This window comes from Paraburkholderia sp. BR10923 (genome assembly GCF_040948765.1).
GTDB classification, from domain to species: domain Bacteria; phylum Pseudomonadota; class Gammaproteobacteria; order Burkholderiales; family Burkholderiaceae; genus Paraburkholderia; species Paraburkholderia youngii.
This window is the reverse complement of the sequence record NZ_JBFPKO010000040.1, coordinates 1-24,366: the sequence shown is the minus strand read 5'-3', so window position 1 is coordinate 24,366 and position 24,366 is coordinate 1. Positions and strand designations below refer to the sequence as shown.

Annotated in this window: 22 protein-coding genes; 14 read left to right on the top strand and 8 right to left on the bottom strand. The window is 60.8% G+C overall.

Annotated elements, in window-relative coordinates; all coding sequences use genetic code 11:
- Positions 1–517: 517 nt before the first annotated feature.
- Positions 518–1,381 carry a class I SAM-dependent methyltransferase gene (locus AB3X94_RS37790; protein WP_368614212.1) on the top strand — a complete coding sequence of 288 codons (864 nt, stop codon included), beginning with the start codon at positions 518–520 and terminating at the stop codon, positions 1,379–1,381.
- A gap of 433 nt (positions 1,382–1,814) precedes the next feature.
- Entirely contained in the window at positions 1,815–2,621 is an 807-nt protein-coding gene (locus AB3X94_RS37785; RefSeq protein WP_312883674.1) for a hypothetical protein, read from the top strand.
- Positions 2,622–3,168: 547 nt separating this feature from the next.
- On the opposite strand, the gene AB3X94_RS37780 is transcribed toward AB3X94_RS37785, so the two are convergent.
- Together AB3X94_RS37780 and AB3X94_RS37775 are read right to left on the bottom strand one after the other, a co-directional pair.
- A complete protein-coding gene (locus tag AB3X94_RS37780; RefSeq protein ID WP_368614211.1) occupies positions 3,169–3,561 on the bottom strand; it encodes a hypothetical protein in 393 nt (130 codons plus the stop codon).
- 177 nt (positions 3,562–3,738) lie between these two features.
- A complete protein-coding gene (locus AB3X94_RS37775) occupies positions 3,739–4,572 on the bottom strand; it encodes an NAD-dependent epimerase/dehydratase family protein (RefSeq protein ID WP_368614210.1) in 834 nt (277 codons plus the stop codon).
- A gap of 157 nt (positions 4,573–4,729) precedes the next feature.
- Between AB3X94_RS37775 and AB3X94_RS37770 the strand changes: the two genes are divergently transcribed.
- Positions 4,730–5,743 (top strand): LacI family DNA-binding transcriptional regulator, encoded by a 1,014-nt coding sequence (locus AB3X94_RS37770; RefSeq protein ID WP_246392254.1) that lies wholly within the window; start codon positions 4,730–4,732, stop codon positions 5,741–5,743.
- Positions 5,744–5,757: 14 nt separating this feature from the next.
- Here the strand turns inward: AB3X94_RS37770 and AB3X94_RS37765 are convergent, their stop codons facing one another.
- Positions 5,758–7,035 carry an MFS transporter gene (locus AB3X94_RS37765; RefSeq protein ID WP_368614209.1) on the bottom strand — a complete coding sequence of 426 codons (1,278 nt, stop codon included), beginning with the start codon at positions 7,033–7,035 and terminating at the stop codon, positions 5,758–5,760.
- A 496-nt stretch (positions 7,036–7,531) separates the two neighbouring features.
- Between AB3X94_RS37765 and AB3X94_RS37760 the strand changes: the two genes are divergently transcribed.
- Positions 7,532–9,682: a hypothetical protein gene (locus AB3X94_RS37760; RefSeq protein WP_368614208.1), complete on the top strand. Its 2,151-nt coding sequence runs from the start codon at positions 7,532–7,534 to the stop codon at positions 9,680–9,682.
- A gap of 846 nt (positions 9,683–10,528) precedes the next feature.
- Positions 10,529–11,221, top strand: a complete 693-nt coding sequence (locus AB3X94_RS37755) for an alpha/beta family hydrolase (protein ID WP_368614207.1) — start codon at positions 10,529–10,531, stop codon at positions 11,219–11,221.
- 402 nt (positions 11,222–11,623) lie between these two features.
- Here the strand turns inward: AB3X94_RS37755 and AB3X94_RS37750 are convergent, their stop codons facing one another.
- Together AB3X94_RS37750 and AB3X94_RS37745 are read right to left on the bottom strand one after the other, a co-directional pair.
- Complete coding sequence (locus AB3X94_RS37750) at positions 11,624–12,580, bottom strand: MFS transporter (protein WP_368614206.1); 957 nt, start codon at positions 12,578–12,580, stop codon at positions 11,624–11,626.
- A gap of 577 nt (positions 12,581–13,157) precedes the next feature.
- Positions 13,158–14,483 carry a hypothetical protein gene (locus AB3X94_RS37745; protein WP_368614205.1) on the bottom strand — a complete coding sequence of 442 codons (1,326 nt, stop codon included), beginning with the start codon at positions 14,481–14,483 and terminating at the stop codon, positions 13,158–13,160.
- Between the two features lie 433 nt (positions 14,484–14,916).
- Here AB3X94_RS37745 and AB3X94_RS37740 point away from each other — a divergent pair, with 433 nt between their 5' ends.
- The 5 genes from AB3X94_RS37740 (at position 14,917) to AB3X94_RS37720 (ending at position 17,056) form a co-directional block, all read left to right on the top strand.
- Complete coding sequence (locus tag AB3X94_RS37740) at positions 14,917–15,255, top strand: YggL family protein (protein WP_368614204.1); 339 nt, start codon at positions 14,917–14,919, stop codon at positions 15,253–15,255.
- Positions 15,256–15,264: 9 nt separating this feature from the next.
- Complete coding sequence (locus AB3X94_RS37735; RefSeq protein WP_176111075.1) at positions 15,265–15,459, top strand: hypothetical protein; 195 nt, start codon at positions 15,265–15,267, stop codon at positions 15,457–15,459.
- Between the two features lie 36 nt (positions 15,460–15,495).
- Positions 15,496–15,651, top strand: coding sequence for a hypothetical protein (locus tag AB3X94_RS37730; protein WP_176110687.1), 156 nt, complete (start codon positions 15,496–15,498; stop codon positions 15,649–15,651).
- Between the two features lie 476 nt (positions 15,652–16,127).
- Positions 16,128–16,550, top strand: coding sequence for an HU family DNA-binding protein (locus AB3X94_RS37725; protein WP_368614203.1), 423 nt, complete (start codon positions 16,128–16,130; stop codon positions 16,548–16,550).
- A gap of 5 nt (positions 16,551–16,555) precedes the next feature.
- On the top strand, positions 16,556–17,056 hold the full coding sequence (locus AB3X94_RS37720; protein WP_368614202.1) for a ferritin-like domain-containing protein: 501 nt from the start codon (positions 16,556–16,558) through the stop codon (positions 17,054–17,056).
- Positions 17,057–17,261: 205 nt separating this feature from the next.
- On the opposite strand, the gene AB3X94_RS37715 is transcribed toward AB3X94_RS37720, so the two are convergent.
- Positions 17,262–17,525 carry a hypothetical protein gene (locus AB3X94_RS37715; protein ID WP_176111072.1) on the bottom strand — a complete coding sequence of 88 codons (264 nt, stop codon included), beginning with the start codon at positions 17,523–17,525 and terminating at the stop codon, positions 17,262–17,264.
- A gap of 711 nt (positions 17,526–18,236) precedes the next feature.
- On the opposite strand from AB3X94_RS37715, the gene AB3X94_RS37710 reads away from it, so the two are divergent.
- Together AB3X94_RS37710 and AB3X94_RS37705 are read left to right on the top strand one after the other, a co-directional pair.
- Positions 18,237–19,379: an ATP-binding protein gene (locus AB3X94_RS37710; protein WP_368614201.1), complete on the top strand. Its 1,143-nt coding sequence runs from the start codon at positions 18,237–18,239 to the stop codon at positions 19,377–19,379.
- Positions 19,380–19,572: 193 nt separating this feature from the next.
- Positions 19,573–20,256: an ATP-binding protein gene (locus tag AB3X94_RS37705; RefSeq protein WP_368614200.1), complete on the top strand. Its 684-nt coding sequence runs from the start codon at positions 19,573–19,575 to the stop codon at positions 20,254–20,256.
- Positions 20,257–20,490: 234 nt separating this feature from the next.
- On the opposite strand, the gene AB3X94_RS37700 is transcribed toward AB3X94_RS37705, so the two are convergent.
- Positions 20,491–20,958 (bottom strand): response regulator, encoded by a 468-nt coding sequence (locus AB3X94_RS37700; protein ID WP_176111069.1) that lies wholly within the window; start codon positions 20,956–20,958, stop codon positions 20,491–20,493.
- Between the two features lie 465 nt (positions 20,959–21,423).
- Positions 21,424–21,648: a hypothetical protein gene (locus AB3X94_RS37695; RefSeq protein WP_368614199.1), complete on the bottom strand. Its 225-nt coding sequence runs from the start codon at positions 21,646–21,648 to the stop codon at positions 21,424–21,426.
- A gap of 148 nt (positions 21,649–21,796) precedes the next feature.
- Between AB3X94_RS37695 and AB3X94_RS37690 the strand changes: the two genes are divergently transcribed.
- Both AB3X94_RS37690 and AB3X94_RS37685 read left to right on the top strand, forming a co-directional pair.
- Positions 21,797–23,053 carry an MFS transporter gene (locus AB3X94_RS37690; protein ID WP_176111067.1) on the top strand — a complete coding sequence of 419 codons (1,257 nt, stop codon included), beginning with the start codon at positions 21,797–21,799 and terminating at the stop codon, positions 23,051–23,053.
- A gap of 175 nt (positions 23,054–23,228) precedes the next feature.
- A complete protein-coding gene (locus AB3X94_RS37685; RefSeq protein ID WP_368614198.1) occupies positions 23,229–23,696 on the top strand; it encodes a PRC-barrel domain-containing protein in 468 nt (155 codons plus the stop codon).
- Positions 23,697–24,366 lie beyond the last annotated feature (670 nt).

Below are 24,366 nucleotides of genomic sequence, written 5' to 3'. Positions count from 1 at the left end.
CGACGACGCAATCCAAAAGTCACGACCCTCGGGAAGTCCCCTAAAAAGCTGATGACATGGCGGCCATTCACTTGTCAAAGCCAGATCCAAATGTCGGGGGCGGGAGCGCGGAGGGGTTCTGTGACTGCGGCTACGCGGTCAAACGTCTCCGTTAGCAGCGCCCGTAACATGTCTGGCACTGGCTGAGTCTCCTCGTGAAGTACCCGGCTATCAGACTCTTCGTCCTGCCGTTTCTCGGCGAAATGTCGGATCATCAGGGGAGTAGAGATACCACCGAGTTCGCCAGGTGGCCGCCCGTTCCAATCGAAGTAAGGACGCTCCCGTTTCCAATCGGTAGGCAACAGCCCAACTTCGCCTCCGCGCATTCCGGCAATGATCAATGTACGCAATGCAGCGAAGCGAAGTACGTCCATGAACGTACGCGGCTCTTCGGTCATTACGATGCGGGTGAGGTTCGGCTCCCCCTTGCCTCGACAAAGGGTAGCTAGTTAAGAACGAATCAGAGCAAGGAGATGACATGGCAGAGCAAAATGCTTATCAGGTGACCGACTGGAATGGTCAAAGCGGGGAGCGCTGGGTCGCCAACCAGGCCCGGCTCGACGCTATGGTGGCGGTGTTCGGCCAGGCCGCGATAGAAGCCGCCGCGCCCGCGGCGGGCGAGCGCGTGCTGGACGTCGGCTGCGGCGCGGGCGCATCGAGTCTGGCTCTGGCCGCCCGCGTCGGCCCGGGGGGCCAAGTGCTGGGCGTGGACATATCCGAACCGCTGATCAGCCGGGCGCGCGCGCTTGCGCCACAGGATACGCCGGCCCTGTTCCGGGTGGCCGACGCCAGCAGCGCCGAGTTGCCCGAGGGCGCGTTCGACATCCTGTTCTCGCGTTTCGGCGTGATGTTCTTCGACGATCCGACAGGAGCGTTCGCCCATATGCGACGCGCGCTGCGGCCGGGGGGGCGGGTCGCTTTCGCCTGCTGGCGCGGCGCGGCCGAGAACGATTGGGTGCGCCTGCCGATGGGCGCGATCAAGGGCATCCTCCCGCCGAGCGCGCCGCCCGATCCCGAAGCGCCCGGCCCATTTTCGTTCGGCGACCGGGGGCGGGTGTCGCGCATCCTGACCGCAGCCGGCTTCGCCGATATCGCTATCGCGCCCTTCGATGCTTCCGTCCCGTTCGGAGAGGGCGGGACGCGGGACGCTGCGATCGACGACGCGGTGAAGATGACGCTCGAGGTCGGCCCACTGTCGCGCGCGCTCGTTGATCAGCCCGACGACATCCGCGCCCGCGCGTCGGCCGCGGTTCGCGCCGCCTTCGCGGGCCTGCCCGGCGAGCGGTCGGTGATGATCGACGGCGCGGCGTGGATCGTCATGGCACGCAATCCGGCACGCTGACAGGGATTAACAGGGGAGAAACCCCCTCGGTGGAGCTGGGCGTCTTTGGCCGCTCAGATTGATGTCCCTTCTGGCCGATGAACGAGCGCTCGCGTTGTGACAATCAGATGGCCTGTTGTGAAGCAGAGCCGACTCCTGAGCGGCCTGCCGGCCGCGCATGTGACCGGTAGTTTGTGGCCGGACTGAGTCCGAGGGGTCGGGCTCAGTTCGACTCACATGTGCCCTTCGACCCAACGCGATCACTACGGCAGCTTCCAAAGTGGAACAGCCATTCGAACAACGATCTTGGCCCCGAAGTTCTCGGCCTTGCTGCCGTTTGGGTTGCTGAACTGATGAAAGACGGATCGAGCCCGTGCCTACGGCCGCTGTCGCGCGGTCGAGTTTCCCATGTAAGGCTTTGCGATAGACTGCCTTGATCCTGGAGGGGTTTGTCGTGGCTGATCTCAAAACCGTGCTGGTCCGTTCGAACGTCGCTTGCACCCTTGTTTGCATGTCGCTCCTGGCGCACGCCGGGATGTCGTCAGACTCAGCCACTGTTCCCAATGCGATTGAGCCTGAAATTTCCGCCTCTGCAGATGTCCTGTCGACTCAGCCTTTCGTCGGCGACGACCCGGTTGCCATCAGGGACGCTTTGGCGGGCCAGAGATTCGATGCCGACTCGCGTTCGTTGAGCGCTCGCATCAGGAACCTGATCCACGTCCCTGTCCTTAAGGCGCCCAGCGAGCTCGACTCGCCGAAAGCCAGTCTCGAGCGCGACCTTGCTTTCGTCGTACCTGCGCCCTACGGAATCCGATATCAGTCAAAGACGCACCTGTTGACGGTAGACGTAGATCTAGCCGACGACAACAAGCCGGGAGCGATCCTACTCAAGAAAACCATTACCGGACAACGCGGTCGAGGGCTGGTGGTGGCGCCAGAGGCGAAGGCTAAGGGGTACATCCAACATATCGATCTGATTGTGCTCAAGTCCGGTGAACGGACCAAAACCAAGGTTCACGGACGCGTGACACTCTCGCAGGCGGCGTTCGACGAAGCGAATGGAGACTTCGCGATTGTGCTGATGTGCAGCATGGCGCCGCCTTACCTGACCGACCGACGCGAACATAGCGATCCCAGCAATGACGAGCCCACCGACATCACGACAAGAACCTCGACCCTTTACACCGACATTCACGCCATCTGGTTGGTGAGCCCGCAGCGGGGTATCGTGCTATCGAAGAAGCTGCGTCTGTCGAAGTAAAGAGCCATGGGCAACGCGTCGCTACACCCTCTCTCGTTCGAACGTCATCGGAGTCAGACTAATCAAATATCCGAAATCGACCCTCCGGTCAGATGACCTTCTCCAAACCGGTCAGTCAAATAAATCCAGTTTTCGCGAACCGGAGTGCCAATAAGCGGCCGTTGGCGACTTCACCCCATCGGCCATGAACGGCCGGTCGAGGTCGTCGTCCAGTTAGGCTGACCGAGGTTTCATCCGGCCTCGCTCAATGGCCGGTTTGCAGCGAGCAAATTTCAGAGGGCACTGCCTCGATGCGGCCAAACTGAGCCATTCCGGTATGACCGGCGAGCGTCGGCTTCCCGCCAGACTTCAGACCGAAGAGCGACATTTGAACAGCACGAAGAACTACGCGTTTCACTAATTGAGCGGTCTCGCACTTGCATGGAAGTCGTTCGTGTCTTCCTCCGAGCGAGCAAGGAGTATCCTTCCAGTGAGGCCGACGCATTTCGGTTTCGTCTCCCGGAAGTGCAACTGCCTGCAAGGCAGGTTTCAAGCGTCGAAGCACCCTTCAATGGAGAGTAGGCAGGTGGCCGTCGAAGGTTGCCGTGCGGCCAGACGGAAAAAGGAGGCAGGCATGAGCACTTGCAGCGAACCGCATCACGCACACCATGACCATCAACATGGCCCGGGCTGCGGACACACCGCAATCAAGCATGGCGATCACATAGACTATCTGCACGATGGCCATTTGCACCATCCGCACGGCGATCACGTGGACGAACACAAGATCGACGTTAGCGCAAAAAATCCGGACCAATGCACACCAGACTGCGGTGGCCATGAACCGGGCCACATCCACGGCCCAGGCTGCGGACACGACCCAGTACCGCATGGCGATCATGTCGATTATCTGGTTAACGGCCATCTTCATCACCCGCACGGCGACCACTGCGATGACCACGGTCCAGTGGAACTCGCCTGAGCGTTATTGAAGCGTGGGCGCGTCCGGGAGTGTCGTCGCCGCGGCCGCAATCGAAGTGCCGACTGTGGGCCCACGGGCTTGTGCAAACCCGACGACGGTTTGAAGTTGTATGCCGTTTATCGCGAGTTGGGGAGGCACGATCTTGCGAGCGCTGCTTCACCGCTTCGCCTCCATCGGCTCGCCGAGCACGAATGGGCCGCCCTGGAAGCGTTGCGCGGGGTCGTCGTGCGAGTCGCCCGGTGCAGTCGCGGGGAAACGTTCTGCAAACTGCGCAGCGCTGTCGCGCGGGTTGAAGCCGAGGAAGCTGGCTTTCGTATTGTCCCACCACTTGACCGGATTGTTCGACGCGCCGTACACGACCACGTGCCCGACGCGGTTCGTGAACAGCGAACACCGCACCAGTTCGATGAAGTCGCGATAGCTCAGATACGTGACGAGCATGCGTGGATTCTTCGGCTCTTCGAACGACGAGCCGATTCGCAGGCACACCGTCTCGATGCCGAAACGATCGTAGTAATACCGCGAAAGCGCCTCGCCGAAGCACTTCGTCACGCCGTAGAGGCTGTCCGGGCGCTGCGGCGCGTCGGTGTCGAGCACTTCGGTGACCGGATGAAAGCCGATCGCATGATTGGAGCTCGCGAACACGACGCGCTTGACGCCGTGCTTGCGCGCGGCCTCATACACGTTGTATGTGCCGGCAATGTTCGCTCCGAGCAAATCCTCGAACGGGGCGTCGATGGAGATGCCGCCGAGATGCACGATCGCATCGACGCCCTCGACGAGCTGCATCACCGCCCGCCGGTCCGCCAGATCGACGATGGTCGTTTCCTCATGTGGCGCGGGTTCGCTGAGCTTCGCGATGTCGCTCACGCGCACGACATCGGCCCAGTTGGCGAGCGCGCCGCGCAACTGGCGGCCCAGGTTGCCGGCGGCGCCGGTCAGAAGCAGACGCCGGAAGGGCTTGAGCGACGCTGTGGTTGTTTGGTTCATCAAGAAAAATTCCTGAAAAAAGATAGGTTGGAAAACGTTTTCCAAAACGACGGGCGATATGCAGCGCCAATTGTCGAGCGTATCGCCAGCAGCTGAGCGGTTTAACCTGGTGGCATTTGCCCGCTGCCCGCGTTTCCTGCGACAATCTGTTAACAAAATGGAAAACGTTACCTTCCGCATGAAAAAACTCTTTCCAACGATTCGTGACGTCGCCGCTGCGGCTGGCGTGTCGGTCGCCACGGTGTCCAAGTACATCAACGGTGCGCAGCGCTTCTCCGCGCCGGTTGAGGCGCGCCTGAAGGCGGCGATCGAGGAACTCGGCTACCGCTCCAATCCGCTTGCGCGATCGATGATCACCGGCCGCTCACGCACCATCGGGCTGACCATTCTTGACATCAGCAATCCGCACTTCACGAATGTCGTGAAGGGCGCCAACCGCGTCGCGCTGCGCCACGACTACACGCTTCTGCTCGTCGACACCGACGAAAACCAGGCGCGCGAGCGTCCGCTGATCGAAGCGCTCGCGCAGCGCGTCGACGGCCTGATCGTCAGCTCGCGGATACCCGACGACGAGGCGCAGTGGCTGCTCCATCTCGACAAGCCACTTGTGCTGTTGAGACGTAGCGATGCGCTGCCGCTCCCGAGCGTCGGCATCGACAACCGGCTCGCAACCTACATGCTCGCGCGGCATCTGCTGAACCTCGGGCATCGTCATATCGCCTACCTCGGTTTCGGGCAGGCGCGCATCAACGACGAGCGCATTCGCGGTGCGCGCGAGTGTCTCGAGGAAGCCGGCCTCACGCTCGACGTGTACGACGCTCACGCGCCGACCGCGCATGCAGGCGAGGACGCGTGCTCGCGCGTGATGCTCGGTCCGCGCAGGCCGCAGGCGGTGATCTGCTACAACGACCTGATCGCGCTCGGCTTCATGAAAGAGGCGGCGTCGCTCGGCATCAGGGTGCCGCACGAGCTGTCGGTGACCGGCGTCGACAACGTCCCGTACGGCGAGTACGCAGCGCCCGCGCTGACCACCGTCGACATCCAGAGCGAGAAGATGGGCGAGCTCGCGATGCAAAAGCTCATCGACGCGCTCGCGGGCCACTCGGTGGCCGGGCATTCGACGTTCGAGCCGAGGCTCATCGTCCGTGAATCGACCGCGGCCTGCGGCTGACACGCCTCGCGCCTTCACGCGTCGAGCTTCGCGGGCGTCATGCGCGGCGTCAGCATCTGCATCACGGCCAGGGCGACGAGGTAGGCAAGTGCGCCGATCGCGAACAACACCCAGTAATGGCCGGTGCGTTGCAGGACCTGCCCGATTACTTCCGAAAACAGCACCGCGCCGATCGAACCCGCCATCCCGCCGATGCCGACCACCGCGCCCAGCGCGCGCTTCGGGAACAGATCGGACGCCGTGGTGAAGAGGTTCGCGGACCAGCCCTGATGCGCTGCCGCCGCCAGTCCGACGATCGCGACTGCGCCCCAGAGGTTGTCGACTTGTGAGACGAACGCGATCGGCAGCACGCAGCACGCGCAGATCAGCATCGCCGTCTTGCGCGCGGCGTTCACGCTCCATCCTGAGCGCAGGAACGCCGAAGAGAGCCAGCCGCCGCCGATGCTGCCGAGGGTCGTCATCGCATAGATGCAGACGAGCGGCAAGCCGATGTGCTGCATGTCCATACCGCGCGACTCGTTGAGCCACTTCGGCAGCCAGAACAGATAGAACCACCACACCGGATCGGTCAGGAACTTACCGATCAGGAATGCCCACGTCTGGCGCTTTCTGATCAGTACACCCCAGCCCGGCGCGCGGGCATTCACGTTGGCGGCATCGAGCACCTCGACTTCGTCCTGCCCCTCCTCGAGGGAGCGCGGGTCGGCGGATCGGTAGAACGCGAACCATACGGCCAGCCAGACGATGCCAATCGCCCCGACGATCACGAACGCCGCGCGCCAGCCGAACGCCAGCGCGAGCGGCGGAATGATGGCGGGCGCGAACACCGCGCCGATATTGGCGCCTGAGTTGAAGATGCCGGTCGCAAGCGCGCGCTCGCGGCGCGGGAACCATTCGGCAGTCGTCTTGATGGCGGCCGGGAAGTTGCCGCCCTCGCCGATGCCGAGCAGCGCACGCACCATGGCGAAGCCGGTCACCGAGCCGACCGCCGCGTGCAGGACTGCAGCCACGCTCCATATCAGCATGGCGAGCGCGTAAGAAATGCGCGTGCCCAGCCAGTCGACGATGCGGCCGAAGCACAAGAGGCCGACTGCGTAGAACGCTGAGAAGGCGATCACGATGCGGCCGTACTGCACCTGGGACCAGCCGATGTCGTGCTGCAGCACTGGCGCGAGCAGACCGAGAATCTGACGGTCCATGTAGTTGATCACGGTCGCGAAGAAGAGCAGCGCGCACACCGCCCAGCGGTAGCGGCTGGCGGTGCGGGCGAGCCCGATGACGGCAGTATGCATGTAAGTCTCCGTTGCGCGGCGTCGCTCGTCGCGCCGCGCTATGTGTGATGGATGTCGGCGAGCGCCGAGCCCGCGACGCATGGCACTGCGGGCGGAGTTAGTCACGAGCAGGTCCAGTTAGGAAAACGTTTTTCTAAGATAGAAGATCTGTGACGCTTTTACTAGCCCCGTGGTTTACCTAGCCTTGCGCTTTAGGTAGCAAAAGTGTGACCATCCTGTCCTGGCGTTTAGTTAATCGTTTTCTTTGACGTCCGCCGCAGCCTGAATCACGCCGAGATGGTGCGACGTCGACGGCGATCGAGGGGACGCGGCGGGCGGAATATGGGTCGTTCATGTGTCGGCGCGAACAGAGTGAAACGACGTGAGCGGATTTTCGTAGGATTTCCTGACTTCCGTCGAACTGGTGCTCAGTTGCAAACCCAAGAGAACGAATAGCCAGATACGTTGGTGAGATTGCTAATTTCGGCGTCGATCCACTTACAATCGGGAGACAAAAATGCGTCCATCGCGAAAATCATCCGTTATGTTTGCGTTCAGTGCACTGACGCTTCTTCTCGTCAGTGCCTGCGGAGGCGGCGGGATTGACGCTGTGAAAAATCCGGTTTCTTCTGCACCTACAGTTTCTCTTCATGGAATTGTCTATGGAGCGACGGATACGAGCGTCCCTTCAGGCGCAGGGGTGCCCATCACCATGATGGGACAGATGAGAGCGCTTTTTGACCTCATCAGGAAGGCACCTGATTTCACGCAAGTGGTCATGGACTTGGGCGACGGCAGCCCAGTGCACGTGCTCGATACCAACACGGGCGATAAATTCCTGCCTGGCAAACTGGCGCTCGGTCTGTCGTACATATTGATCGATATGAAGGCGAAAGGGGATCCGAAATACGCGGATTACCTTGCGACGTATCAAAAGATAACGACCGCGATGATGGCGCAGACGAGCGGCGCCAGTTACACGTACGCAAATACGTCATGGGGCGAGTACTACTACCTCGTTGCGCTCAATAATTTCAAGGCGCACGGTATGCTCAACGAAGTCTTCAGTGACGCCATGCTGGCTACGCTGCAGAATCGCCTGACCTTTTGCGATATGTTCGGCGCGGATGCAAGCGGCACGAAAAATACGTGCCCCGCCGCAGGTGTGCCGATCGACGTTGCATCGCTTAATACCGCCCAGAATTACTATGCGGTTTCTTACGGTATTGCGGGGCTGAGACAGAAACTTGGATGGACCAATCCGACTTTCTCTTCCGCCACCGACCCGGCTGTGGCATCGATGGGCGCGCGGGACGCGCTTCTGTATACACTCACGAATCACATTAGAAGAGACTCGTCCGGCGGTTTTTCCGACGAGGCCTCGAATACACATACGACCTATTTTGATCAGGCACGCTTCGATCGATATAGCACGCTGCTCATTGGAGAAGTCGTTGAGCGCACGTTCGAAATGGGCAATGAGGCCAATCTAACACCTGAATTGAAATCCTATCTGCGCAAGTCAGTCGATCTGATTCTTCCCCAGCTCAACGCAGACGGGCAGGGTTTCAATTATGGCCGCTCCATCGGCCCATACGGCGACACAGCCTTCATGGAAATCCTGACCGCGGCGGCCAATGCCGGCGTGTTGACCGCGCAGGAAATGCAGGTCGCCTATTCGTTCATCTATAAGGCGGCTTACCGCTTTGACACTTTCTGGTACGACCCGACCCTGCCGACGCCGTCGGTGAATATGTGGGTCAAAGGGCGCGGAACCGATGCGTATCGCGGCAAACCTCGAGTCATGGGTGAGAATTTCAGTCTTTTACACCAGTACATGTATGTGAATGCCTGGTGGAACAAACTGGGTTTTGGCGGCAATGCACCCATGTCTGATTCCGACCTGCAAGCCTGGCTGGATGCGAGGCCGCATTACACGCTCACGTGGTACAACCTGCCCACAGATACGGCTCACCCATACAGCGCAGCGCTCATCACGGTGCGCGACGGCAAGCGCATCATCAATCTCAACCTGAACCAGGCACCCGACTACAATTCGTACACGCCCTATTACCCGACGCCGTTCTCCGACAACCTGATTTATGGCACAACGGATCAGGGCTATGCGTTGCTGATTCCGCAAGTTTCCTATAACGGGAAAACTTACATTCCGGTCACGTATTATAGGAACCTGAACGTTCAGGAAAATAACGGCCAGGTGGTCGTCTCTTTCGACACGACCAAGTTCCGGCAGGCCGTTAAGAATGCAACCTATGCCACGGATATCGACCTGCAGGTCCACACGGTCCTAACGTTTGGTCAAGGCACACTGACGCGAGCCGATACGCTGAATTCTGGAACGTTGACCGGCAACATCGCGGTCGAGACGGACTTCACGTCTTTTGCAGATGTCCAGCACGCCACAGCGGGTAGCGATGGTTACTCGGTTCGCTACTCCAATAGTAATGCGACCAGCTATGACACTACGGGTTTTGACAGTTGTGTCCTGTCTAACTTCGAGATGGCGGGCGGGGTCACCAATCCGCTGTCGACAACGCCGATTGGGCAACTGCATTCGAATTTCGCCTGTACGACGCGCCCCTTCGCACTCAACGCGGGCAGTGGCCGTACGTTCACCTGGACTCTGAAGTACTCCGGTTCGAATTGATCCTGTGAAGTGCGCCGGCCCTTATAAGGGCCGGCGTTGCCCTGCAAGGAAGTTTATTAGCTGAAAAGCTTGCTATGGTCGAATTTTCCTGATTTGTAATTTGATGTTCAACTTTCCTCTCACACAAAAGGGAGTGCTGTGCCAGTTGGTGTGTCATTCGCAGACGACTCATCGGGATCTGCCTGAAATATTGGTCGTCCAGCCCACTTCCAGATGCAGTTCGGGCAGCCCAAAGCCCGACGAAGGACTGTTCGTTACTCGAAAGCTGCCAATGGTCCGAGCGGTTCGACGGGCTGCAGTGGGTCGGGTTACGCCTTTTGCACCGCTCATCCGCCCGACGACCGTCGCGCTCGGTCGTCGGGCGCTAGCCGGCCCGCGTTGAGGCAATGCCACCTGCGATCTGCCCGCCGAAGACCGGTCATTGAGATTGAGCGGACGATGCCTTGGATGTCCGAATTGGATGGCGACCTCGACCGACCGCTTGTGGCCGAACCAAGAACTTTCTGCAGCCGGACATGCTCTTCCAGAGAGCCAGATAAATGAACTGCCCTTCGAAAACTTCCTTTGACGGTGATTGCAGTGTCGTAACAGCTCGCTGACAATGATGCAGGCGTGCTATTACGCAGATGTCTCAAAGCGCGGATCACGCTGCGTCCCACAGGTCGGGCTTGCGGTCGTCAACCGACACATCGCGACTGCGGCGCCGTTCACGATGGGCGCGCGCTCCATGGACCGGCCGGCAAACTCCGCCTGCGCAATGCCTTGCCGGAGGCCGCCACAAACGCTCCCCGATGCCTCATTGATGCAGAATCGGCGCTAAGGCCACAACGACACGACCTGAATACGATGGACGACCCAGAATCGCTTTCCATGGCACTGCCCGACGGCACCAAGGTCTCTGCGCTCCTCCGAGTGCCGGAGGACGCGCGAGCCCTGTATGTCTTCGCGCACGGTGCCGGGGCGGGCATGCAGCACGCCGGCATGTCGTCATTGGCCGACGCGCTTGCGGCGGCCAATGTCGCCACATTGCGCTACCAGTTTCCGTACATGGAGCGGGGCTCCAAGCGGGTGGACTCGCCGGCCGTGGCACATGCTGCCGTGCGGGCAGCCGTCGCAGCGGGCCGCCGGCGGCTGCCAGCCCTGCCGCTCTTCGCGGGCGGCAGGTCGTTCGGCGGCCGCATGACGTCCCAGGCCCAAGCCATCTCCCCGCTCGACGGCGTGCGTGGCCTCGCTTTCGTCGCGTTCCCGCTGCACCCGGCGGGCGCGCCCGGCATGGAGCGGGCACGGCACCTGGCAGACGTCACGGTGCCAATGCTCTTCCTGCAGGGCACGCGCGACAAGCTGGCCGAGCTTCACCTGCTGAGGTCGGTAGTCGATATGCTGGGGCCACGCGCCACGCTGCATGTGGTGGACGACGCAGATCATTCGTTCCACGTGCGCGCGTCCTCCGGTCGGACCGACGCGGAGGTCGTGCTCGAACTGGCACGGACGATGTCGGCGTGGTTCTTCGCCGAAGGAGAGTTCGTGCCCGTTACCTGAGCAAGCGCAGGAATGCTTGTAGCAGAGTCGGGACGGCGAGCCGGCGAATTCGCCGTGCTGCACTCCTCAATCCCTTCGCTATCCGCAGATGGTCTGTCGCATAGCCACAATAAGCGACGCCTGTCGCGTCAGCGACGTTTTCCCAGTGCCGAGTGAGTGAATTTGTCAGATCCGCCTGCGGTGATCCGCCTCCGGAATTCGCGGAGGGCATCTGCTTTGATTGGGCCGGCGCCGATCCGTGAGTGACCGCTTAGGGATGCGGGCGGAACCAGCCAGGCGGAGCGTCGAACGACGCGCATTGGCCGGTCACTGCCCGACGCGGTCGCCCGAAACCGACCCTCCTCGGCCGCTCAGTGCAACGATCGAAGGCGACGGCTTTCGATTGGTTACCGGCTGTTGAGACTAAGCATCAAGAGGTCGCAGAATCGCCCTTCGATCCTCGCCGCTTGCTGGTCGTCCTGCACGTCGTCGGGTCAACTGGCGTAGCGACAGCGCGTGCAGCAGGATCGAACTCGGCACCACGAAAGCAGGGGTCAGCACATACGGATAAGCGCCGGCGTTAATGCCTGGCACGTTCGGAACGATCAACTGGAAGCGGCCGGGCGAGGTTACTATCCCCAAGGTAACCGCGACGGCGAAATCGGCGAGGCCGAAGATGTTCCAGACGAGCGCCGCCTTCCGCCCTTGAACTGTACCGCTCGCCACCGCGATTGCCGCCGGCACGGCGAACAAGCCCGTCAGTACATCGCCAGTTCCCGCTGGCAATGCCACGAGACCTGGCAGCGCACCATGCAGCCAGGCAGCGAGAGCCCAACTGCCGAACACCCGGTAAAGCTGAAGAGCGACCAGCCAAGCCGCCGGCATCACGTCGAGCACCTGGCCGACCCGCTTCGAAAACAGCAACAGCGGCGCGCCGATGACCACCGGCAGGATGATCGCCAACGGCAGCAACGGCACCGTTGGGGGTGAGGAGCTCAGGTGAAAGACGCCGTGGATCGCGACGCTCCAGACGATCGCGAACCATAGTGTGTGCGGGATGATGATCGCAAGCCAGGTCGTGCGGCGTTGACCCGGCGTCAGGTCGGTGTCTTCGAGGCCGAGCCACAAGCCGACCGCGATGAACGCCTGGGCAATCAACTGGTGTGCCGTGGTTTGAGCGCCACTGTCCGGGATAATCGGTTGCCAGTAGATCAACACAATCCACAGGACCGTAAGTGGGGCGAGCCAAAGCAGGCTGCGCCAGGCGGGGCGTGGCAGGACGATGCCGGCGGAAACAGAGGCGGCGGTCATCAGCGGTTCTCCTGGTGAATTCAGGACTTCGTGGCCAATCAGGCCGGTCGCGCGATCGTATTCGCGCATAGCCATCAAATGCGTGAGACATTGCAAGCTCGTCACTCCTGACTGACACGTTAGGTGTAGCATCAATTTGCGTGAGCGACTATGCCTCACAATGTTGATGGGCTATGAAGCAGAACTTCACAGTCAGGCAGGGCGCGCTTGATCACCTGAAGAGCCGCCAGGCTGGCGATGGCGATGTTCCGGCAAAGGGATGACATGAGACAAAGAGCGTGATGGCCTGCGTGAATTCCACGCATGGGACCGCGTTCGACTAATCCCTGCTGCGTCGTCCTTTCTCCGGTAAAGGGCAGCTTCCGGAAGTGGAGGAGACGCTTGAGTATCCTGCAACCGTTGCACCTGAACGGCCGCTGATGGACGACTTCGTCCGACGACCGAGCGCGACAGTCGTCTCGAACGTGTGCTTGATGCGATCGGCATAAGTCGACCCTGTCCTGCCGTTCGACGTTACTGCAAAGGCGTCCGCTTTCGCAGTCCTTTCCGGCCGCTCGCGCCCGTCCTGGACGACCGCGCTCAATGTACAGCCGGCGGCGAGATCCTGCGTCGCCGTCAGGCGCTCATTCACGCCAACGCGAAGAGTTCAGGGTGCGTATCGCGATGCGTAACTCGCAGCACGCGCAGCCAACTGTGCTTGTCGTTCCGTCGCAGTGACGTACTTCGTTGTCGTGGGGAGAACGGTCTGAAGATCGCCAAGCTTCACAACCTTGACCGTCGCCGACGGACCCACCGAAGCAGGCGTCGTGGGTAACCCTTGCCAGCGTGGGTTAAGGAAGCCCAGGTGCAGTCCTGCCGTGTCAACCCAGTTGTAGACGCCTGGGTCTTTCGGCGATATCACGAACGTGTACGTGCCATCCGGGTTGGGCACCGCTTGCGCGTTGTTTAGCGTCTGGGTGTGATTGATGTAGTCGGTCGTGATCGTCCATCGGCCATAGGCCGGTGCGATGAAGTATTTTGCCCCACCGAGGTTGACGTTAAGGACCAGTACTTCGTCATCGGCAAGCTGGAATGCAGCATATGAGGCGGCCTGGTTTGCGAGGCGCCCCCCGGTGCCGCCAAGCGATGGCGCAGGAAGCGTGTTGACAGGCTGAGCGTACCCAAGGGCATTGTAGGCAATGAAGGGCGCAGCCGCAGCTGGAGTTTGCAGTGTCGCTGCCAGAGTTGTAGCGAGAGCGTCAGCGGTCTGTGGTTGCGTCGAGACTGACGGGGTCCGCTTTATCGCCAGGCTGTTGAATTGTTGTACTCCCCATTCGTTGATCGTATCGCGCACGAAGATGGATGCGGCTCCCGAGACGAGCTGGATTTGATTGCTGCCCCCGCTTGATAGCGAGCTGGCGTTGATGACGAAACTGCCATCTGCCTGTGTGGCGAGCTGGTCGCCGGCGAGGTTGGAAAGCGTTGCGCTGGTGCTGCTGTAGAGGCTGAAATTGAAATCGACAGGCTTTTGCGCGTGGACTGTTCCCGTTAAGACGTAGCTCGACGCAGGATCAACCGGGATCTTGCGGTATATGGTGTCCGGGTTATCAAAGGTTGTCCGCGATCCCGGCACGTTCATTCCGTACCAATTGTGCGGGGCTGCGAGAAACGAAACCACCTTCGGGTCGTTGGCATCGCCGGAAGCAAGCGATAGCGCGAAGGCGAACACACTTTCATCTACGGCTTCATCGAGGTTTGTCAACGCCTCATCCGATACACCGCCGGTCGCTCGAGCCGCCGCCAGCCAGTTGGCTTTAAGCGTAGCTTTTGCCGCAACGACGGCAGGCTCCTCAACAACAGCGATTGCAAGTTTCTCGGCTGCCAACTGATCCGAACTCGCCAAAGGGTTCGGGCTATCCGAAATACTGCCTCCACCGCAGGCCTCCAGAATGAATGGGAGCGCGGCCAAAGCTATCAAACGTCTATTGAACATGTCGAGCGTGTCTAAGTTATTGGAATTTTCGAACGCACAATCTATTGGACGTTAAGGAACAGCGGAACCAAGAAAAACGAATATGGAAAGTCATTTCTCCGGCTATGCGGCGTGCATTCGAACAGATAGCTCGGCGCCGGCGCCATGGCTCGTCGAGTTTTGCGGGGACGAGACAATCAGTTTCGGGGGGGGCCGTCTCCGTCAGAAAATGACTGGTTGGCACTCGCAAATGGCCACTGATGTGGTTGTTGCGACCGGCGCCTCCTGGGCCGAACTCTGCCCGGAGCGATCGGCCAGGTCAACCCTGAGCGGATCTCTGATCCGGGGCGGCGCCGGTGGCAACTTCGGGGTGCTTGATTACAGTTCCCGCCTCAGCCCGATGAGCCTAGTCTCGAAGGGCGAGAACCTCTTTGACTAAGGAAAACACACCTCGATGTCCAAACAACACAATCGTCGCCAACGCAAGAAGCTCCATCTCGGCGAATTTCAGGGGCTGGGCTTCGCTGTGTCCGCTGCGCTACGCGCGGGTGTATCCGCAGCGGAGGCCGAACTGGTTTGTGATGCGTTCATCAGTGAGTGTATCGAGGCCACCCGGCTGGCATATGGTGGAGCGATCGTGCACAAGCTTGACGGATTCGTCACGGCCTATGCCGGTCGGGCATCAGCGACGGAAGCGCAGCGCAGCGTCGTACGCGATTGGCTCGAAGCGAGGCCCGAACTGATGGCTGTTGACGTCGGGCCACTCGTCGACGCGTGGTACGGCCACGATTAGGAAAACACCATGGAACGAATCGTGGTGTCGGCCAGGTACGAGGTGGTCAACAACGTGAAACCGGTCGCCGGCCCCGTCGAGTTTGTTGCGCGTGTGGCTGAGGCTACGAAGGGAAACGACTTGGCCGCGCGAGCGCGGCGGGCTGTTGCCCGTCGATCGGGCATCCGACTCGCGGATGTCAAGATCCTCGTCATGTTGAGCTAAACAGGACGGAAAACGGGTGACTGGATGATGAGAAACATGTCTACCGTGCTTTATGTCCTGACGCTGGTGATCGTGATTACCGGCATGGATGTGCTGATTTTCAGGGACCGGTTCTGGGAACGGCTGATGGCGAACGTCGGGATTGTCCTGCTGTTCGCCGCCTTCTATCTGCGATTCATGAAGAATCCGTGAGTGCAGGGACCTACAAGAAGACGGAAAACGTAACGGAGGTCGCGGTGAGCAAACGACCGAATGTAGATAAGCCGACTGACCGGCTAAATCGAGCGCGCAGCTCGTTCATTAGCTACTTGGAAGCGACCGTAAAGCCACTTGTCAAAATCGACCGGAGCTGAGCAGAGGCTACTGCTTGCACGAATTCGGCGATCAGGCAGCAGCTAAAGCAGTCGGTGGCGGCGCGCCCACGCCTCGCCCGTTCCTTCGTCGGGGCGCTTCCTTTCGCCAGAGTCGCCGCACTGCAGCTATAGCGGTACTCAATCCCGGGAAACTACTGAGACAGAAATGGAGAAAGTAACCTGTATGAAGGGCTGATCTCATTGCGTGGAGAAACAACCATTGCTACGCTAGGGCCCAGCTTAAGACGGTGCAGTAACGCGCAGCGTCGTGTGCCGTCTTAAGCGGTTCTCTAAACCCGAAAAATGAGGATTTAAATGGCAAAGAAGACCGCAGACTCTTCAGCGAAGAAAACTGAAGCGAAAACCGCGGTGAAGAAGGAAGCATCGCCAAAGAAGACAACTGCCGCAACCGCGACACCCAAACCCCTGAAAGAGCAATTCACCAAGGCGTCGCTTGCGAGCCATGTTGCCACGCAGGCCGGTGTTGAACCGAAGCAGGCAAAGGCGGTGCTCGCCGCACTCGAAAGCACCATCCTCGGCGCCGTCCATAAGAAAGGGGCAGGCGAGTTCACGCTATCGGGTCTGCTCAAGATTGGGGTGCAGCAGGTTCCGGCAAAGAAGAAGCGTTTCGGCAAAGACCCGTTCACAGGCGAGGAGCGCTGGTTTGATGCCAAGCCGGCAACCGTCCGTCTGAAGGTACGTCCGCTGAAGAAACTCAAGGATGCTGCAGCAGCCTGAGGAGAATGCTCAGGCGCAACGAAGCCCGCTCTGAGCGGGCTTTTTTTGATTCTTTGGTCGCGGGTATCGAAGCCGACCGCATCTTCAGCGTAAATGGGGCGATTGACCCAGGAGACACTGACGTACCTGGCGCTTGGGGGAGAACTCTCCTTCTTGAAGAAACGCAAGGCCAGGTGGAACGTATAGATCAGGTCGTCGAGGCAACCGGAATACGCCTCAAGCGAATGAAATGCGTCGCGATGGAAGGCCTGATTGAGGAGGGCCAGGAGTTGATCGATGAGATTGAAAAAGGACCCGTGCTCGATGCGGGCCTCGTTGCCGCCGCACAGAAAGTCGAGCACTATGAAATCGCGGCTTATGGCGGCCTCTGCGCGATAGGCAAGCAGCTTGGCTTTTCTGAGGCCGTGACGCTTCTGAAGGAGACGCTGGAGGAAGAAAAAGCGACGGACCTCAAGCTGACTCAATTCGCGGAAAAGGCGGCCAACATGAAAACAACCAACGACTAAATAAACCTCTGGCCATCCTGCCCCAGCGCGTCGAGGCTTCGCTGCTTCGCAGCCTGCGCGATGCTCCCAGGTGGACTCGCCGCGCAGGCCCCGCGCCCGCCAGCCCACGGCTACGCCGCTGCGACGTTGCAAAGGACGTGGATCTATCACGTCGGCTGGAAATATCGCAGTGGCGCCGCTGCCGCAACGAGGCCTCCGGCCGCACTCACTGCTTCATTGTGCCGGTTGCGTTCGAGTTGGACGCGCCTTGAGGCGACATGGCGCTTTCGCGCTTTTGCATCAATGAGCCACTCGCCGGCTTGCTGTTGCCAACGCCCGCAGCACGGCCCATGCTCTGGCCAGCGGCACCCGGCTGCATGCTTTGAGCATTGTGATCTGCTGGCTGCACGTTGCCAGTATTTGTTTGCGCGAGTGCGCAAGTGCTAGCGATGACTGCAACTGCGCTCATTCCTGTCAGTATCAGCTTCATGACCCTCTCCATGTTTGAGAAGCGCCTTTGGCCCATCTCCGGCATATGAGCAGCATGGTTCGTGCCCCAAGCATGGACAAACGCACGCCTTGGCGCGAGCCCCGCGATTTTGCGGACGGACCGTCGCAGCTCGGACATGGCTCCGCAAACTGGCCTCTTTTTGGGGCTTCTGCTTTACGTCGGGATTCGTACAGAACGCCTTCTTCAATACTGGCAGGCTGACACCGGGAGCCGAGAGGAAGCCCAAGATGACCAGGCTGCCGTTCGCAGAGCCGGGTCGTGGAAAACACTGATGGTTTGCGTCCGGCGAATGGTGGGCCGTGCCATTCCTACATTGACAGCTCAGACCGGTCGTTCGCCGGGTCGGGTATGCGTGCGATGCGGGGCCATGGCCCCGCGCATGCCCTCCTTCAGGCGCGGTCAGCGTGCCTGCGTGGCGTAGCTTCGGACGGCCTGGGCGTCCTGAATTTCGACTTCCCGCCTCGGTTCCGAAAAACTGCTCGGCGCTGCATGACGAGCCGAATCGGGGAAAATGCCCGGTTCGCGAAGGTTGTCGTAGAGCGGAAGGCGGTCACGACGCGTTGATCAGCAACGCTGCCCGAAAGCTGGTGGCTGGCGCAGCGTAAACCCGATGGAATCGCGGGACGAATCCGCGCGTAATATAAATTCGGTAAAAAGATCTCCATAATTTCCGTTCGAACAGGAGCGGGCATGCGACTGGCCGACTTTATCTCGCGGGACATCGAGCCCATTCTGGCGCAATGGGAGGCCTTCGCGGCCACGCTGCTGCCGGCCGCAGGCAAGATGGGGTCGCTAGCGTTGCGCGACCACGCGCAGCAGATTCTCGAAGCAATAGCCACAGATTTGCGGACTTCTCAGACGAGGGAAGCGCAACGCGAAAAATCTTTGGGGCGGGCTCCAACGCTGATTGATGCGACGGAGACAGCGGCACAAACGCATGCCGTTCTGCGGGCACGAGGCGGCTTCAACATCAACCAGCTGGCTGCCGAGTACCGTGCGTTGCGCGCCAGTGTGTTACGTTTGTGGATGGACGATTGCCAACCTGATGCGCCATATCTGGATGACATCATCCGCTTCAACGAGGCCATCGATCAGGCGCTCGCCGAATCACTCGCTTTTTTCAGCACGCAAGTCGATCAGGCTCGCAATCTGTTGCTTGGGATGCTCGGGCACGACATGCGCAGCCCGCTTCAGACGATTCAGATGACAGCTTCATATCTGTCCGCGCTCAATGCGGGAGAGCGCGTGTCAGAGGCTGCGGCACGACTGGTTCGTAGTGGCGCTCGCATGCAGGGACTGCTCGATGACTTGTGCGATTTCAATCGGACGAGGCTGGGACTCGGTATCAACATCACACCGGGCGACGTTGATCTGGCGGACATATTTAACGATGAGCTGGACCAGTTGCGCGCGATACATCCAGACCGGCAGATCGAGCTCGAATCGCACGGTGACACTCACGGTGTCTGGGATGGTCCGCGTCTGCAGCAACTGCTGGGCAATCTTGTCCTGAATTCGATCAGATATGGCGCGCGCCACGCGCCGGTGCGTGTTGTGGTGACTGGCGAAGAGGCCGAAGTGCGCTTCGAGGTCAGGAACAGCGGACCCGCAATCGAAGGACAGTTACTTGAGCGGATCTTCGATCCTCTTCAGCGTGGCTCCGATCGTGAAAGCAGCCACGACGGCCAAGGCAGCCTTGGGCTCGGTTTGTATATCGCGAGCGAAATCGCCAATGCGCACGGCGGCGCGATAGAGGCGCGGTCAGACGAGGAAGAGACTGCTTTCTCCGTACGCCTGCCGCGCCGTGTCCAGGCAGGAGGCGAGCGTGAGTAGAGGGCGCGCCAGGACTTTGCCGGGAGGTGCGGTCATTGATCCCTGCTCGCGCATGGCCGATGCCGATGCATCCGACGTTGCGCGGGCAGGCACCTGCCCTCTGAAATAGACTCTTCGATCGCCCAGTATTTGTCGGAGAGCGGGATGCTCGCGGCCATCAAGGCACCGGAGCGGTTCGCGGCAAACCTGATGATTGGACCATCACCGGCTCGCGCAGATCGTTCAGAACCTTCTGAACAATGCAGCCAAGTACACACCGGCGGGTGGCAGGATAGCACTCGACGCCCGCTGCGAAGGTCAGGAGGCGGTCATCCGCGTCTGTGACACTGGGATCGGCATCGCACCGGAAAATCTTGCAGCAGTGTTCGGTATGTTCTCACAGTTGCCGGCCGGGCGCGCCCGCTCGCAGGGTGGCTTGGGCGTCGGGCTGTCGCTCGTCCGGGCATTGACGGAAGCACATGGCGGTACCGTAACCGCGGCCAGCCCCGGGTTGGGGCAGGGCAGCGAGTTTACCGTCCGGCTTCCGCTTGCACCGATCCAGGATCTTCCTAAGAGCCTCGCGCTCCCGACGATATCTGAACCTGATCTTCGGCGCCGCATCTTGCTAGTAGACGACAGCGAGGACGCGGCCGTCAGCCTTTCGATGCTGCTTGAGAGCGACGGGCACCAGACGAGAATCGCAACAACCGGCGCCGCCGCGCTCGTGATGGCATACGAATTTGAGGCCGAGGTGCTGCTCCTGGATATCGGCCTGCCGGACATCTCGGGGTACGACGTCGCGCGCCGCCTGCGTCACGGGCAAGCGCATGCTTCTTATCGCCGTCACTGGCTGGAGTCAGGAGCACGACAAAGGCGCAGCTTTCGAAGCCGGGTTTGACTATCATCTCGTCAAGCCGGTTGACTACGATCGGTTGGCGATGCTCCTGAACGGGATGCCGGGACACACCGGCATGATCCGGGCAGCGCGGACGGTGGCTGAACCTGCACACAGCGTACGGATGAGCTCTCCGTACGCCTGATTCGGATCGTATGCCAGAAATAGCCTCGCATCCGGTCGACAGGCCAGCGGCGGTGATGCTCCGAAAACCCCTTGTTGCTCTAATGCAGCAGATCACGGCCAGCACCCGGAATGAACGGCCGGCAAACGCGAGGCGGCGGGACAAAGGTATCTCAGGGCCGAGCTCACAGAGGCGCCAGACGAATAGTGAGCGCGCGCGGCGGTCAATCGGATCGCGACGTGAGCGTCGATAGCCTCTATGAGATCGCCCAGACTGACGGGCTTCCGAAGAAAACGGTTCCAGCATTGCGCGCCCCTCAGCGGCTCCGGCGCGGCCGACAGCATGAGCACTGGCATCTCATTACGTGCGGGATGCGCCCGTACCCAGCAGCTTAGTTGCGCTCCGTCGATGTCCGGCATCTCATAGTCCGTGATGAGGATCTCGATGGTATGGCGACGCAGGATATCCATTGCGCGCTGCGCATTGTCCGCCACGCTTACGCGGTGGCCGTGGCTCTCCAGCGCGATCTGCAGGGACCACAAGTTTTCCGGGTCGTCGTCGACCAGCAGTACATTTGCCACGATTCACCCTTCCACGCTTATTGCTTGTCGGCCGACCGCGCCATCGCTCGTCCGCTGCCGCTTCCGGTGCGTGGTAAGCCTTAATTGCCTTTGTCTTTCCTTCCGCTTCCGGCTCATCCTTCTCTGCGACGATCTCCGCGGCCTGCCTGCCTGCGTGCCGGGCGGATCGTTCACTACCGTCAAGCCGGGGACATGCCATGTTTAGCAACGACCGTGCACGAAACGCAGAAACCGATACGTCCTCCCGAGCGGCGGTGGACATGAGCTTGAGTTGATTGCTACCAGAGTTCCTCAGGGTTCCGTCAGAATGAAGCCCGGCGACCGGGCGATGGTTTATGCGTTGCCGCGTGGGTAAGCGGCAGCGCAGCATTGCCGGGGGAGAACGCTGTCTCGTGGACAGCAGCCCGGTCGCATCCAGGCCGGTACGCCTCGTCTCGACGTCCGGCGACTCCACGCCCGCGCGAGCTACTCGCGCCCGACTGCTCTGTGTACCTGCTGCGGCACGCTGGAGCAATAACTGCTTGACGCGCCCAGCACCTGCATTTCACCCTTGCGTAAGCTCGACATATGGCACCTACTGGAGTCGAACGCGAAATTGAGCGGTTCATCGGAACGTTCTGTTTGATCGTCCGAGAAGCGATCGCAGCCAGGTGCCGCATTCGGCACGCGGCTTGCCGTCAGCTTGCTCATTGCCGCACGTCGCTTCGAGATACGGGAACTAGCGCAACGCTCGTCGATTCCTGCTCGTGCGGTGTTCCCGGTATCCCGCTGGGACTCGCTCCGATCGAGCATGCTGCACCCCCATGCTGACGCCTCTTCGATCCGGATGGAGATCGCAATGATTCATGAGCGCCCCCGCGACTACGCCTTGTGGATTCTCACATCTGCCTACCTGTTGAGTCAGTTTTTCCGCAGCTACGTCGCAGTGATCGCGCCTCAGCTAATCGCGGACTATGGCTTCACGCAGAAGATGTTTGGGTGGTTCGCGGGAGCCTTCTTTCTTGCCTTCGCCCTTATGCAGATACCGCTCGGCCTTGCATTCGACCGCTTTGGCGTGGGCCGGCCAACGACGATCTGCATGGCTGTGGGAACGGCCGGCGCCGTGGCGCTTCCCGCTACGCACGACGCAACGGTCGCGCTCGTGTCGCAGGCCGCGTTGGGCTTCGGATGCGCACCGATCTTCATGGGACTGCTCAATCATGTCCTGGTCTCCGGCGGCGGGCAGCGGCAGGTAAGAGCGGTGACGATTGCAAGCGCCATCGGCATTTTTGGCGCACTGATCGCGGCGCTTCCGTTGGCGTGGGCCACGTCGAAACTCGGCTGGAGGCCGGCGATGGGTATCGCTGCGGCCGCAATGGCCGTGATCACAGCGGCGGCGGCTGTTACCCTTCTGGGGGTTCCGCGCCCGGTGCCGAAAAGAGAACGTCTTGAGCAAGGGCAGATCGGCGATGGCGGCTCGTCGCGCAACGGTGCATTCGTCACGCTGTTGCCGGTCTGCTTCGCAATGTCGGCCGGCGGGACGTTCAGAACTTCCTGGGGCGGTCCCTTTTTCGCGGACGTTTTTCATCTGAGTACCATTGCGATAGGGCGGGTGATGACCGCTGCGAGCGTGACGGCGCTATTCGTATCGCTCGTCATTCCGCTGCTCGTGCGAAGATTTCCGCTGAAGACACTGGCGCTCTCCGGGATGTCGCTCGGCGTGCTGGCCGCGGCGCTGCTCGTTGCAATGCCGTCGTATAGCGCGCTTTTGAGCGCTTCTCTTGTGTGTGTGCTATTCAGTGTCGGCGCGATTCATCCGCTGGTGATGTCGCAGGCACGGTCCATTTCCGCCGCGCACAGTCTTGGATTGCGCCTCGGCATACTGAACAGCACGGTATTTCTCGGCGTCGCCGTGACGAGCAATTGCTTCGGGTGGCTCGCGCAGAGTGGAACCCGACAGGGGCTGTCAGCCCCCGACAATTTTTCGCGACTTTTTCTCTTCACGATGGTGGTCCTCGCGGTTGGCCTTGCGACATACGTCTTCAGCCCTGGCGCGGCCGGCGAACAGCGCGGACCGAATGCGGCGAAATTGTCCGGTTTCGACAATCGTGCATGAGTGACCGGCAAGCGGCGATTGCGGCTCATGCCCTGCGTAGCCAATGTCTGCCGGCTTTGCCGGGGCGCCTTCATCGTAGCTTCGCAACACCCCTCCCGGCGCGCCGGCGCTGTGTCGCCTCGCGAGCGGGCACAGCTGTTGCGACGCTCTTACCGCATAATCTGTGGAGGACATCATGAGCACACTAGACCCGCAAGGCGCCGCGTCCGGCGGAGGGGCCGAGATTGTCGGTGGCGGCAGGGGCGATGGCCCCGGTCCGGAGGTTATGGCCGCAGCGACGCTCAAAGGCACGCAGGTGATTTCATCGGACGGCGAGGACGTCGGTAAGATTTCAGACATCATGCTTGACGTGCGCAGCGGCAGGGTTGCATACGCGGTTCTATCCGAAGGCGGATTTCTTGGGATGGGCAGCAACCTGCATGCGATTCCCTGGAACGCACTCACCCTTGATACGGACGCGGAGTGTTTTCGCGTCAGCGTTGCTGCCCAGCGAATCAAGGATGATCCCGGCTTCGACAAGGATCACTGGCCGGCAATGGCGGATGCGTCGTGGGGCAACACGCTTCATGAGTACTACAACCGCGACCCTTACTGGTCGCCGACGCGCCGCGGGGTTGACGAATTGCCGCCCACTGACATCTGAAAACGAGGCGTAGGGGAGCCAGCCGCGCGCGCTGTGCCGCCCGGATGCGTCGGGGCCTGCGGAAAGTTGCCCGCGGGTTTCCGGCGCTGTGGGTTGTACCGTTCGGCCCACAGTCCGACGTCGTTCGCGACCGCCAGCACGCGTTAGAACCGGCCGCGCCACGGCGCTGATTTCGAGCCATGAGTCGAAGCAGCTGTTCGCGCCGCTGTTGTAGCAGGCGCTCGCACGTCGACTGCATCGCTGAGGCCCCTGCCGTCCGACCGGCAACAGGATGCGGCTCATGTATCAAGCCGAGCGCTTCCAATCCTGATGTTTTATCCAGCGCCGCGGGAAGCCTCGCTTGCGACTTCGCTCCAGGCCATAACAACCTGGGGGTACCAGCACCGGGGCGCTGAAAATCGTCCGTCCCGAGCGCGACGGACGATCGCAACGCATTCAATGCCAGAACAATGCGATCAGGATGATGATCGGAATCGGCACACCGAGCAGGTAGAGAAGAATCGAGCGCATGAAAATCCCCTTGTTGAAGTGACGAAAGCTCGCCTTAGGGCTACGCTGAACAAGCAGCTGAATTTGCGACGTGTCGGCGATGTAGAGGTGTTCAGGTCGTGAAGCCGACGGTCATCCTTTGGTTTTTGGCCCTTGCGGGCATTGCACGCGGGCGTTTGCC